General features: G+C 71.1%; 10 protein-coding genes. 1 reads left to right on the top strand and 9 read right to left on the bottom strand.

All coding sequences use genetic code 11. From position 1 onward, the window contains the following. Nucleotides 1–126 precede the first annotated feature (126 nt). On the top strand, nucleotides 127–2040 hold the full coding sequence (locus TsocGM_RS20520; RefSeq protein ID WP_126727337.1) for an ABC transporter permease: 1914 nt from the start codon (nucleotides 127–129) through the stop codon (nucleotides 2038–2040). A gap of 24 nt (nucleotides 2041–2064) precedes the next feature. Here TsocGM_RS20520 and TsocGM_RS20515 read toward each other — a convergent pair whose 3' ends face one another. From TsocGM_RS20515 to TsocGM_RS20470, 9 genes are all read right to left on the bottom strand, one after another. Next, entirely contained in the window at nucleotides 2065–2571 is a 507-nt protein-coding gene (locus TsocGM_RS20515) for a 6-pyruvoyl trahydropterin synthase family protein (RefSeq protein WP_126727336.1), read from the bottom strand. Between the two features lie 31 nt (nucleotides 2572–2602). Beyond that, on the bottom strand, nucleotides 2603–3481 hold the full coding sequence (locus TsocGM_RS20510; protein ID WP_233579062.1) for a triphosphoribosyl-dephospho-CoA synthase: 879 nt from the start codon (nucleotides 3479–3481) through the stop codon (nucleotides 2603–2605). A gap of 26 nt (nucleotides 3482–3507) precedes the next feature. Next, nucleotides 3508–4398 (bottom strand): ATP-grasp domain-containing protein, encoded by an 891-nt coding sequence (locus tag TsocGM_RS20505; protein WP_126727334.1) that lies wholly within the window; start codon nucleotides 4396–4398, stop codon nucleotides 3508–3510. Between the two features lie 7 nt (nucleotides 4399–4405). Continuing rightward, on the bottom strand, nucleotides 4406–5359 hold the full coding sequence (gene mch, locus TsocGM_RS20500; protein ID WP_126727333.1) for a methenyltetrahydromethanopterin cyclohydrolase: 954 nt from the start codon (nucleotides 5357–5359) through the stop codon (nucleotides 4406–4408). Nucleotides 5360–5386: 27 nt separating this feature from the next. Continuing rightward, entirely contained in the window at nucleotides 5387–6211 is an 825-nt protein-coding gene (locus TsocGM_RS20495) for a formylmethanofuran dehydrogenase subunit C (protein ID WP_126727332.1), read from the bottom strand. 99 nt (nucleotides 6212–6310) lie between these two features. Beyond that, entirely contained in the window at nucleotides 6311–7939 is a 1629-nt protein-coding gene (locus tag TsocGM_RS27230; RefSeq protein ID WP_233579061.1) for a beta-ribofuranosylaminobenzene 5'-phosphate synthase family protein, read from the bottom strand. After that, nucleotides 7936–9372 carry a DUF6513 domain-containing protein gene (locus TsocGM_RS20480; RefSeq protein ID WP_126727331.1) on the bottom strand — a complete coding sequence of 479 codons (1437 nt, stop codon included), beginning with the start codon at nucleotides 9370–9372 and terminating at the stop codon, nucleotides 7936–7938. Before TsocGM_RS20480 ends, TsocGM_RS27230 begins: the two co-directional genes overlap by 4 nt. A gap of 33 nt (nucleotides 9373–9405) precedes the next feature. Further along, nucleotides 9406–10872 carry a pectate lyase gene (locus TsocGM_RS20475; RefSeq protein ID WP_126727330.1) on the bottom strand — a complete coding sequence of 489 codons (1467 nt, stop codon included), beginning with the start codon at nucleotides 10870–10872 and terminating at the stop codon, nucleotides 9406–9408. Nucleotides 10873–10886: 14 nt separating this feature from the next. Beyond that, the gene (locus TsocGM_RS20470) at nucleotides 10887–11648 is read right to left on the bottom strand and encodes an SDR family NAD(P)-dependent oxidoreductase (protein WP_126727329.1); all 762 of its coding nucleotides are present in this window, start codon (nucleotides 11646–11648) and stop codon (nucleotides 10887–10889) included. Between the last annotated feature and the right edge of the window lie 323 nt (nucleotides 11649–11971).

Here is an 11971-nt window from a genome sequence, read left to right as displayed (position 1 = left end):
CAGATTCCCTCGGCCTCGGCCTCCTCCTGGCGATCCTGGCGAGGTCCCGGTTAAGATCACCCCCCGACCGGCGAAGAACGCGGGGATCATCGCGCACCTGGCACACCAGCGGCGGGGGCTCGGGACATGGCGAGGCATGTGGGACTCGGCCCGGTCTTCGCATTCGAGTGGCTGACCTCCTCGAGACGATGGCAGCCCTACGCCCTGCGGTCGCTGACCGTCGCGCTGCTGCTGGGCACGATGTGGCTGGTCTGGGCCGAGTCGTACGTCGGTCGAATGGGCCCGCGCGACGTGACGATCGAGCAGCAGGCGGAGGTGGGCCGGGGGTTCTACACCGCGACGGTGATGGTGCTGCTCGGCCTGGTCGGCCTGGCGGCGCCCGCGGCGACGGCCGGGGCGGTCTGCCTCGACAAGGCGAGGGGCAACCTGACGCTGCTCTTCGCCACCGACCTGTCCGACGCGGAGATCGTCCTCGGCAAGCTCGCCGCCCGGCTGGTCCCGGTGCTGGGGATGGTCCTCTGCTCCTCCCCGGTGCTGGCGATCGCGACGCTGTTCGGGGGAATCGACCCGGTCGGCCTGTTCGGGGCGATCCTCGTGGTGCTCTCGTGCGCCGTCTTCGGCTGCTCGCTGGCGCTGACGCTGTCGGTCTGGGGCAAGAAACCGCACGAGGTGCTGATGGCAACCTACGTCTTCGGCATCCTCTACGTGCTGGCCGCGCCGATCTACGCGGGAGTGCGGAGCCTGGTGCCGGGTCTGTTTCTGAAGCTCCCCTGGGTCCCGGGCTGGCAGGACCTGGCGGTGTACAACCCGGTGTTCCTGGTGATCGCCGTCATCGACTCCCCCCCGGGGATGGCCCCGGTGAGGATCGGCACGCATGCGATCTTCTTCGGCCTCTCCCTGTTCGCGTCGGCCCTGCTGATCGCTCTGGCGACCTGGCGGATCCGGACGGTCACGATCCGGCAGCTCGGGAGCGGGGAGGGAGCCTCCCGGAGGAGGGTCCGCAGGCTGTCGGCCCTCGATGCGCTGAAGCCCGATCGCCTCGGGCGGGCGGGCCGGCTGCTGCTCGGGATGCGTCGGCTGTACCGCCGGATCCGACCGGAACCGTCCCTGGACCGCAACCCGGTGCTCTGGCGGGAATGCCAGCGGAAGCGGCCGTCGCGGTGGACCCTGGCGATCTGGGGGATCTACGTCCTGGTCTGCGGCGGCTTCAGCCTCCAGGCGATCGTGCTGATGGTCGACGCCTGGGGAGTCGGCTGGAACTCGGGGAAGGATCTCGGCATCTTCGTCAACTGCCTCCAGGTGGGGTCCGGGCTCCTGCTGCTGAGCGTCTCGGCGGCGACAAGCCTGGCCGAGGAGCGGCAGCGAGGAAGCCTCGACGTCCTGCTGGCGACCCCCCTGCCGACCCGGTCGATCATCTGGGGCAAGTGGTGGGGGACCTTCCGGGGGGTGAGCCCGCTATTGATCCTGCCCACGGCCGTGACGACCGCCCTCGCCGGGTTCTCCGGCCACTACGGGGCGGTCCTCCTGATGGCCGCCTTGATCCTCTCCTACGGGGCCGCGATCACCAGCCTCGGCCTGGCCCTGGCGACCTGGATCCCGAGGTTGGGACGCGCCGTCGGCCTGACCGTCGGCTGCTACACCGGGATATGCATCGGCTGGATGTTCTTCGCGCTGTTCCTCTTCGAGGACGGCTCGGGGGACGGTGCCGGCCTGGCCTCGGCCAGCCCGCTCTTCGGAGTGGGAGCGTACAGCGCCCTGATCGCCGGGCAGGGCTCTGGGAGCGACTTCGTCGAGCAGACCGCCTGGACGATCTTCTGGACGATCGCCTACCTCGGCGCCGCGATCGCGCTGCTGATGGCGACCCTGGGCACGTTCAACCGATGCCTGGGGAGGGTGGACGACCCGTCGTTCTTCGACGAGGATGACGACGTCCCGGCGGAGAAGCCAACGGGTCTGGTCGCGACGGCTCCGCTCCCGGAACCCGCCCGGGGAGCGCCCGGCAGCTCCTCGGCGGCCGACCTGCTGGGCTCCGACCTCTGACCGCGACCGGTCCGCGATCTCCGATCAACCTCCATCCTCCTCCGCGTCCCAATGGGCCGTGGCCCACTGGCCGAAGTTCTCCTCGACCGAGACGCGCATCGCCCGGGGGAAGGGCATCCCTCTCGAGGCGATGGCCGCCCGGAGCCGGTCGCCGAGGTGGTCGGCGATTCGCTCGGCCGTCGTGTTCTCGATCGGGAGGATGACGCACTCCTCCGCCGGGAAGCTCCAGAGGCGGTCGCGGTGGCGGCAGACGACGTTCCGGCCCTCGACACCCACCCGGATGTGAGGGTTGCGGTCGGGCAGAAGCATCCGGTGGTCCAGCTCGGCCACAAGGGCTCGCGTCAGGTCGCGCAGCGCGATGAAGTCGAAGACGTAGTGGTTCTCGTCGAGCGGCCCGTCCACCTCGACGGCCACCCGCCAGTTGTGGCCATGAATGCGCTCGCATTCGTCGCCGTTGAAGGTGATGAAGTGTCCGGCGCTGAAGACCAGCTCGTCCTTGGTGACGCGGACGGTGTAGCGGCGTGATGTCATGGGAGAGCCTCGAGGTCGGTGGTCGGGGAGATCACGATCGGGAGAGGGAGACGCACTCCCAGCCGGATCGGTTGACGTGTTTGGGGAACTCGATCGTTCCTTCTCGAAGGGCCACGAAGAGGCAGGCGGCGATCAGGTCGGCCGTGGCTCCGGGGTTCCGGGAATGGCCGTCGGCTCGGAGCCAATCGTCGAGCCGGCGGAGCTCGTCCCCCGAGGAGGGACGATCCGGCCATCCCGAGTCGAGTACGGCGGCGGCCCTCCGGGACGACTCGGCCGCGATCTCGGGGCCACACTTCCGGCCGATCAAGGTGTCGGGGCGCTGGGCCATGAGTGTCAGGTGGGCCCGAAGGATCGCGGTCTCCAGGGGCCGGCCGACCCGGATCTCTCCTCGGAGGGTGGGCACGCCGATCTCGAACACGTCCTCGAAGGCGGTGACGTACTGCCGGGCGATCGCGTCCCGATCGGAGGCCAGCCGCATCGCCTCCCGAAGCGAGACGGTCGGCTCGCCGGCCACGTCCTGCTCCCCGGTCGAGCCGAGGCCGCCGGGCCGGGCGAGCCGGATGGCGGCGAAGACGGCCCGGGCGTCGTCGATCGTCGTCCGCTCCAGGATCCGGGCCAGCGCTCCCCGGAGGTCGGCCGAGTCGTCCTCGATTGATGCGAGCGGGGCCAGCAGCAGGATCATCCCGAGGTTCGTGTTGTGCCCGACCCGTCGGATCGAGTCGGCGACCGCCTCGGCGATCAGGGGGCCGAGGCCGAGCCGGCGGTATCGCTCGGGGGTCAGCAGTCGGTCGAGCGCCGAGGCGCTGACGACGAAGTCGAGGTAGTGGGCGTCGTCGAAGTCCCGGAAGCGGTGGACGTTGCCCGGCTTTCGGGCGGTAGCTTCGAGGAGGCAGGCGAGCTGGGCGGACATGGCGGGAGCCGTCTCGGCCGGAGGGGTCATCGCCCCGTCGAGCATAGCTCCTCCAGGATCGCCGACGCCACGTCGACCCCCGTCGCCCCGGCCAGCGCCCGCCAGCCGGGAACGGCGTTGACCTCCAGGACGACCAGCCGGCCCGAGTCCTCGTCGGGAAGCAGGTCGACCCCCGCCATTCGGGCCCCCACCGCCTCGGCGGCGGCCAGGGCGAGGCGCTCGCCCTCGGGGTCGAGCGTCACTGGCTCCGCGCTGCCGCCGAGGGCGACGTTCGTCCGCCACTCGCCGCCGGCCGCCGTCCGTCGGATCGCCCCCAGGACCCGGCCCCCGAGGACGAAGGCGCGCAGGTCCCGGCCCAGGTTCCTGATGTGCTTCTGAACGTACAACGTCGCGCCGATGCGTTCCAATGCGCGAAGGACTCGGGCCGCCAGCTCCGGGTCGGACACCCGCACGAGCCCCCTCCCCTCGGCGCCGAAGAGGGGCTTGATGACCGCGTCACCTCCTAGGGCGAGGAAGGCGTCGATCGCCTCCCGGGCCGATTCGCCGACCCAGGTCGGAGGCACGGGCAACCCCTGCTCGTCGAGCTTGGCCAGCGAGAGGAACTTGTCGACCGCCGCCTCGACCGCCCTCGGCGGGTTGAGCACCGGCACGCCGGCCGCCTCCAGGCGGTGAAGGGCGTCCATCCGGAAGACGACCTGCTCCAGCGACCCGGGGGGCATCATCCGGACCAGGACCCCATCGACCGCCCCCAGGTCGATCCCGCCCGCCTCGATCCGTGCCGGCCCGTCGCCGAGGAGAGCCGACACCCTCGGGAACGGGACCGCATCGAACCGGAGACCGAGCCTCCCCGCCGCCCGGATCAGATCCTGGACGTGCCAGCCGGAGCCGGAAACCAGCGCGACGACGTGCTTCGGCATCGAAGGCTCAACCGGCCTCGGTGCCGAACGACCGCGCCAGGACCTCGGGCTCGACCCGGCCGAAGGCGAAGCAGCGGCCGGTCTGGAGGTTGCGGAAGACGACCTCGGCCGGGCTGAAGAGGTGGGGATCGACCGCGTAGAAGTCGTGGTTGTATCGGGAGAAAACCGCGGCGAACGGCTCGCCGTGATCCCGGGAGGAGGACGACGGAACCTTCGGGCCGATCTCGAGGAGGCTGTCGTCGTCGCCGGTCACGTCGAAGACGACCCGACCGCCGTAGAGGATCGCGTCGTTGGTCCGGCCGATCGCGGCCAGGTCGTCCCCGGCGACCGGGGGCAGCGGGGCGGTCCCGAATGCGGAGACGATCCGGGAGAGGTCGAAGCCCAGCTCGTGCAGCTTGTGCAGGCCCGTCTCGACCGACCGAGCCACCACCTGGACCCCGCCGGCCAGGCTGGCGGTCGGCGCGATCAGGAGCGTCACCGCTGTCGGCGTCACCCGGCAGGACTCGGCGACCAGGGCCATGACCTCCGGCGTCGGGATGGCCCTCCCTTCGAGCACTCCCACCACCGCGCCGGCCTCTTCTCGGCAGCCGATCGCGTCGAACACCGCCTCGCCCCCCCAGGCGGCTCGCATCGGGCCGGAGCCCATGGCGAAGAAGTCTCCCCGCGCAAGCTGCCAGCCGGCGTACTGGCTGGCCAGGCAGGAGGAAACCGGGTGATCGGTGGCCACCTGCACGACCGGGCTCGAGCGGTCGCCGACGATCCCCGGCACCAGGGCGATCTCCGCCAGGTCCGCCATGCAGATCCGGGCCAGGTCGAGCCCGGCGAGCAGCCCTCCCGCCGCCTCGACGCCGCAATCGACCACGCGACCGCCGCCCGGCACCTCGATCACCCGGACTCGGCGCTCCTCGGCGCGGGACAGGAGGGCCTCAACCCGTCGGGCGGCTCGGTCGTTGAGCGTCATGGGGGATCCGGCACGGGGGAGCGGGGTTCAGTCGGCCTCGAGGCAGAGGATCTCCCCCTGCCCTCGATCCAGCAGATCCCCGTTGTACCGGGAGACGCTCGCCCCTTCCAGGCCCGCCGGGACCGGGAAGCCGCGATCGAGGAGGTGGCGCAGCAGGATCGTCAGGACCGGCATCGCGAAGCTCCCCGAGGCGGCGAAGGTCGGCGAGGGCTCGAACGACGGCCCCGGGTCGAACAGTGCGATCGTCCCCCGCTTCATCCCCGCCCCGACGAGCCGGCCGACACGACCGAACGCCAGGATCGAGCCGGCGATCATCCCCCGGCCAAGCCCGTCGCTGGCCGGACCCGAAACGGCGATCAGCCCCCGCCGCATCGCCAGTCCGGCATCCCGACCGACGGGTCCTTCGACCAGGATCTCCCCGTCCCGCATCCCCCGACGGCTCCCGGGATAGGCGGCTCCCAGCGCGTCTCCGGCCGCTCCCCGAATGCGGATCAATCCCCCCCGCATCTCGGCCCCGGCCCAGGAGGAGGCGGCTCCGGTCAGCTCGATCGTGCCGCCGAGCATCTCCGCCCCGAGGTGAGGCCCCACATCCCCTCGGATCGTCAACCTCCCCGAGGCCATCCCCGCGCCGATCCGGCGGACGTGCGCCAGGTCCCCTTCGAGGATCAGGTGGCCGTCGCCGCCTTCCCCTTCGATCCGGAACAGGTCGCCGAGCGGGACCGTCTCCTTCCCGACCCGGGCCGGGAGCCCCGCCACCTCCTCGGCCGATCGCCCGGCGATCACGTCGGGTCGAAGGGCGTCGGATTCGACAGGCAGCGACGTCGAGGCGGTCCAGGTCATCAGCAGCGGCATGGCGGCCCGGGGCGTGCGATCGGGATGGTGCGGTTTGGGAGGCGGACCCACGATAGCCGCCGAGGTCGGCCCCGGCAACGGCTCGAGCCCGGTGAGGGTTCAATGATGGCCGAGGCCCTGCTCCTCGACTGGAGTCGGCTCGATCGCCTCCCAGCTCGCGCCGGTCCGGGAGGCCCGCGTCCAGAAGGCGCGAGCGGAGCGAAGGTGGAAGCGCTCGCGAAGGTCGGCCAGCAGCTCGGCCCGACGGTCCTCGGGGCCGTCGTCGAAACCGTAGAGCGTTGGGCCCCAGGAACTCTGACCGACGCCGTGCAGCCCTCGGTCCTTGAGAAAGCGGGCGACCTCCTCGACCTCCGGCCCGGCATACAGCCCGCCCCCCTGGGCGGGGGCGAACCAGCGGCCGACGAGCTCCTGGAACTCCTCCAGCGCCGCCCCGAACCCGGGCAGGTCCCGCTCGGCGATGCTCGGCAGAAGCCCGAGCAGGACGAGGCGGCAGAGGCGATCGCTGGTCGCCTCGGGCATGGGGGGCAGTTCCCGGAAGGCGGCGCGCTCGGCCTCGCCGTGCAAACCGGGCGGGGAGGCCGGAATCACGACGAGCACGGCCCAGTCGTCGGGGAACTCGGCGTGAGCCACCAGCGGGGCGGGAGATCCAGGAGCGCGGTGCCCCCCGTCAACGATCAGCCCCCCGCGATCGAAGCCGAGAATGCCGATCCCCGACCGTGCTCCCCGGCCGGTCAGGGCCGCCAGCCGATGCGCCGGCAGCTCTCCCTTGCCGTTGACCAGCGTGATCGCCCGAGCGATCGCCAGGCCGAGCTGCGTCCCCGTGCCCAGGCCGACGTGCTCCGGAGGGGCCTGCTCCAGGTGCAGCAAGGTCGCCAGCGCCCGGGCCCGGTCCATCTTCCTCGCCAGCTGGAAGAGCACGCGGGAGGCGAAGTCCGACGCCCTCGGCCGGAGGCCGATCATGCCGGTGATCGCCCAGTCCTCGGCCTGCTGCGCCCGCAACTGAACTCCCGGATGCTCGATCATCAGGCCGACGCCGCCGAACCGCCGGCCCGACGCCGACGCCCCCCACGCCAGCGGGCCGAAGTGCAGCCGGCTGGAGGTCCGCACGCGAACCGCCTCGGGCACACCCGGCCCCTGGCCGGGGAGGGACACCCCTCGCCGTCGGGCGATCGACGTGACATGGTCCCGAAGCAGGTCGAAGGCCAGCCGCTCGTCCGGCCCGGCCGTCTTCTCGACGAGCGTGGCCAGCCGGTCGTACTGCTCCAGGATCTCGGCCAGGGGCAAAAAGTCGGTGCGGGTGGCGAGGATCGCCGCCTCGACGACCGCGTGCTTCGCCCGGTTCAGGCCGAAGAAGTCGCGGAGCCGGCCCGAGGCGACGGCCTCGCACCGGATCGTCGCCCGCTCCTCGCGATCGTCCAGGTCAACCACCCGGAACTCGACGTATCGGCAGGCCGAGACGAGGATCCGCCCCCGCACCACCTCGGCCGGCCGGGTCGGGACCTTGTCCGGCTCGAGAGTGCCAATCGCCCCCCGGGCCACGGTGAGCACGTCGTCGGTGACGTGCAGCACCCCCTCGCCAAGGGCCTTCAGGTTGCGATACGTCGTCGAGCCGGTGTACGGGCGCAGGACGAACCGATCCAGCCCTCCCGGCTCGACGACCGGCCCCATCGGAGCGACATTCAGCGCCCCGTCCGGCCCAATCGTGGTGACGATGCCCTCGAGGATCACGACCCGGCCTCCCTCGCCTCGCGATCGCGGCGGCGATGCCGGTCGCGCTCCCGATGGCGACGCTCGACGGCGCTGACCTCCGGCTGGGTCAAATGGCCCCAGTCGAGCGCCTGGTCCTGGCGATAGTGCTTGCCCAGGGTCAGGGCGGTCCGGGCCTTGGCCAGCTCGTAACCGAGATAGAAGGCATGCTCCGGGTCGTCCACTCCCATGCGGTCGAACAGGGCGAACGGGTCGGCGTCGGCCAGGAAGTGCGCGTGGTTCAGGGCGTAGATCATGCCGTCCTCGGCAAAGATCCGCCAGTTCGGGTCGCGAACCCGGCGCTGAAGCTCCTCCAGGTTGGACCGGCCGAAGGCCGGCACGGTCGGGTCCCGGAGCACGACCAGGCCCGGCTCCAGGTGCTTCGGCAGCGTCCGGTGGGTCACGGCATGATAGGAGAGCCGCCGCGCCAGGTCGATCTCCCGCACCGACGACCTCGCCCAGTTGATGACCGCCGTCGTCAGCACGCTGCCGATCCGAAGCTCCTGGCAAAAGCCGATCAGGGCGACGTTCATCCCGCTCGAATCGACGTCGGTCAGCTCGGTCAGGTTCCCCACCCCCATCATCATCGCCGCCTCGGGAAAGCGGCGCCGAGTGTTCAGGTACCGGCCGAGCGACTCGGCGAAGCCGAAGCCGATCGGCTCCACGATCGGGTCGATCCGGAACGGGACCCCCTTCGCCTCCAGGAACTCGATCGACGCCTCCAGCCCCTCCAGCGTGCCGACTCGATCCGGAATGACGACCACCTCCACGCCCCAGTCGGCCGCCCGATCCCGGTTCGAGCCGTTGACGCTCAGGACCAGGTCCGCCCCGGCCGCGATCGCCGATTCGACCTCGACCGGGTCGAAGCTGTCGATCGAGACGCGGTACCCCCGCTCCCGAAGCGCCCGCACCGCCTCCCCCACCCCTCCCCAGGGGCCGCCGGGGTCGCAGCCCAGGTCGATCCGGTCGGCCCCCTCGGCGGCGAAGCGGTCGGCCTGGGCGACCAGCTCCTCGATCGAACGGGTCGGCGCGTGGTTGATCTCCGCGAGGATCTCGATGTCGAACGCCCCGTAGCCGTCGGCCTTCGGGCCGTCGAGGCCGAACCACCGGGGCAGCTCCCGGAGGTCGTCCGGCCCCCGCTCGACCGGAACGCCGGTCTTCTCCCGCACCGGCTCCAGGTCCCCCTTGCACATTCCCGGCACGATCACCCGGTCGATCCCGGGAGGGACCTCCAGGTGTCGGGCGATCCAGGGGGAGGGCATCAGGGCCGCCACCGTGATCGGCAGCACCGCGACCTCCCCCTCGAAGCCCGCCCTCGGCGCGAGGTCGTCGAGCACCTGGCGCAACGCGAACTCGGCGAGCCGGCCAGTGACGAACAGGATGCGGGGGCGATCGCGCTCATTCGACTTCGACATGGACCGATTGTCGCACCCACCCCCGGCCCATCGTCAACGGGACTCCGCCGCCGCGTCGACCGCCGCGAGGTAATCGGCCAGGACGCGGACGTTCCGGATGAAGGTGGCCGAGTTGATGATCGGCGAGCCGTTGTCCGCCTCCTCGACCCAGGCGCCGCGACCGTCCAGCGCGGCGATCGCCTCCCTCGCTCGCTCGGCCAGCCCGCTGGAGAGCCTCGGGGGCCCCGGCGCCTCCGGAGCGGCCGGCCTTCCTCGGGCCCGGATCGCCTCGTACTCGGCGGCGATGCGATCCAGCCTTGAGGAAACGATGAACCCGTAGTGGGTCGGCATGTCGTCGCTGCTGTCGGTCAGCGTGTAATCCTTCGTGAAGTAGAGCGGCCGGTTCGTCTCCAGCTCGTAGAAGCGGGCGAGCCGGCCGTCGGGGAGCCGAGAGCGGCGGAGGTACTCCAGTGCCCGGGGGATCGGCTCCAGGTAGGTCTCCTCCCCGGTCGCGTCGTAGAGCCGCATCAGGGCCTGGAGGATCCCCTGCGACTCCCCTCCCGTGACGGCCGGCGGCTCGAACTTGCGAGACCACTCGGGGTGCATGGCCACGTTGTACTGCTGCGCCCAGGCGGGCTGGGGCTCGGGAAGCTGGGCGAGGACGAGGAAGTCGCCCGCCTTGCGGGCCGAGTCGAGGTAGCGCTGCTCGCCGTAGGTCCGATGGGCGAGCAGCAGCGTGTCGATCAGGTCGGACATCAGGTTGTCGTTGGTGACGTAGCGTCCCTCCCAGGTGTTCGGCCACTCGCGGAGCCAGGTCTCGGGGAAGGAGGCCGCCAGGACGGGGTACTCCTGCTCGGAAGGGGGTTCCGGAAAGCGATCCCACCAGACGTACCAGCCGCCGTTGGGGTACTGGGCGCGGAGGACGGCGTCCAGGGCGTAGGAAGCGGCGTCGTGGATGCGGGCGTCCTCGAAGCCGAGTGCCTCGTCGAGGCGGACGAGGAATCGGATCGAGGCCTGGGTCGTGTCGTCGTCGAGCGTCGTCCGGCGCCGGTTCCGGCCGGCCGTTGTCGGACGATTGGGATTCTCCCGATAGTCGAACTCGGGCCGCTTGCTCGGGTCGAACTCGATCGAGTAGTCCCATCCTCCGGAGTGCATTTGTCCCTTGCAGAGGGCATAGGCGGCATCCCGGGCGGCGTCGAGCGCGTCGGGGTCGTTCGAGGCGAGGTAGGCGTCGAGCATCGCCTCGCCGACGCTCGGCGTGCCGGGGGGCTGGACCCAGACGGTCGTCGGGCCGACGACCGCCTCGCCTCGGCGAGAGGTCAGGTCCGAACTGTAGCGCCAGACGTAGCCGCCGTGGGAGGAAACCTCCCAGTGGAAGAACTCGATCGCTGTCTTGAGGGCGAGCAGCGCCTCGTCCCGAGGGGGGTCGGTGCGCCCTCCGCCTTCGCCCTGCCGGGCGGAGGCCCGACCGGCCATCGGCGCGACGAGCAGGAACAGGAGCAGCCAGGGTCGCAACGCCATGAGTCGGCCCTCCGTCAGCGGATCGCGCCGCCGTTGATGCGGATGATCTGGCCGGTCAGGAACCCGGAGCCGGGACCGACGAGGAAGCGGGCGACCTCCGCCACGTCCTCCGGCGTCCCCCAGCGGGCCAGGGGAGTCTCGGAGACGGCCCGGCGCTGCCAGTCGTCGGAAGCCTGCTCGCCCCAGGAGGTCTTGATCCACCCCGGGGCCAGGCAGTTGACGCGGACCTCCGGCGCGAGGCTCAGGGCGAGGCTCCGGGAGAAGCACATCACCGCCCCCTTGGTGGCCGAGAACAGCTCGCCGGAGTCCCCCTCCATCCCCGTCTCAGCCTGATCCCAGCCCATGGTGAGGATGATCCCGCGCCCGCTCGCCTTCATCAAGCGCCCGACCCGGCGGCAGAGCCGAAGCGCGGCCGCCACGTCGACGGCCCAGAGCAGGTCCAGCTTGGCGTCGAAGTCGAGCCGGGCGCCCTCGCCGGTCAGGGTGTCGGCCCCGGCGATCTGGATCCAGGCGTCGAGCCCTCCCCAGGTCGCCCACGCCTCTTCCACGAGCCGGTCGCCGGCCTCCCGATCGGCCAGGTCGGCCATCAGCACGGCCGATCGGGCCGATCCCAAGGCGAGGCAATCGGCCGCGATCGCCTCGGCCTCCTCCCGCGATCTCCTGCCGTGAACGATCACGTCGGCCCCCGACCGCGCCATCGCCCTCGCGGTCGCCCGGCCAATCCCGGAGGTCGAACCGAGAACGGCGACACGAAGGCCGGAAAGGTCGGGAGGCATGGGAGGGGGCTCCTGAGAAAAGGAAGACGTTCTCGCGCAGAACGGCGCAGAAGTGCAAAGGCGCAAAGAACAACAAGGGAACCATCATTCGCCTCGCCTGTCATCCTCGGCGTTCTCGCCTCGGGCGTCGTCCTCCGCGTTCTCGCCTCCGCGACTCCGCAGCGAACAACGAGGGGACCACCTCTCGCCTCGGCCGGTTGTCCTCCGCGTTCTGGAATCCACAGTTCTTGCAGCGAAAACACCGGGAGTCGCCGCTCGCCTCGGCCGTTGTCCTCCGCGTTCTGGAATCCACAGTTCTTGCAGCGAAAACACCGGGAGTCGCC

Source organism: Tautonia sociabilis, from assembly GCF_003977685.1.
Lineage (GTDB): Bacteria > Planctomycetota > Planctomycetia > Isosphaerales > Isosphaeraceae > Tautonia > Tautonia sociabilis.
This window is presented reverse-complemented; position numbering and strand designations above follow the sequence as displayed.

What these genes read in the sequence shown, in the direction of transcription:
- TsocGM_RS20475 (WP_126727330.1), bottom strand. Translation starts at nt 10,872, where the DNA reads ATGGCGTTGCGACCCTGGCTGCTCCTGTTCCTGCTCGTCGCGCCGATG.
- TsocGM_RS20495 (WP_126727332.1), bottom strand. Translation starts at nt 6,211, where the DNA reads ATGCCGCTGCTGATGACCTGGACCGCCTCGACGTCGCTGCCTGTCGAA.
- TsocGM_RS20520 (WP_126727337.1), top strand. Translation starts at nt 127, where the DNA reads ATGGCGAGGCATGTGGGACTCGGCCCGGTCTTCGCATTCGAGTGGCTG.
- TsocGM_RS20510 (WP_233579062.1), bottom strand. Translation starts at nt 3,481, where the DNA reads ATGTCCGCCCAGCTCGCCTGCCTCCTCGAAGCTACCGCCCGAAAGCCG.
- TsocGM_RS20480 (WP_126727331.1), bottom strand. Translation starts at nt 9,372, where the DNA reads ATGTCGAAGTCGAATGAGCGCGATCGCCCCCGCATCCTGTTCGTCACT.
- TsocGM_RS20470 (WP_126727329.1), bottom strand. Translation starts at nt 11,648, where the DNA reads ATGCCTCCCGACCTTTCCGGCCTTCGTGTCGCCGTTCTCGGTTCGACC.
- mch (WP_126727333.1), bottom strand. Translation starts at nt 5,359, where the DNA reads ATGACGCTCAACGACCGAGCCGCCCGACGGGTTGAGGCCCTCCTGTCC.
- TsocGM_RS20505 (WP_126727334.1), bottom strand. Translation starts at nt 4,398, where the DNA reads ATGCCGAAGCACGTCGTCGCGCTGGTTTCCGGCTCCGGCTGGCACGTC.
- TsocGM_RS20515 (WP_126727336.1), bottom strand. Translation starts at nt 2,571, where the DNA reads ATGACATCACGCCGCTACACCGTCCGCGTCACCAAGGACGAGCTGGTC.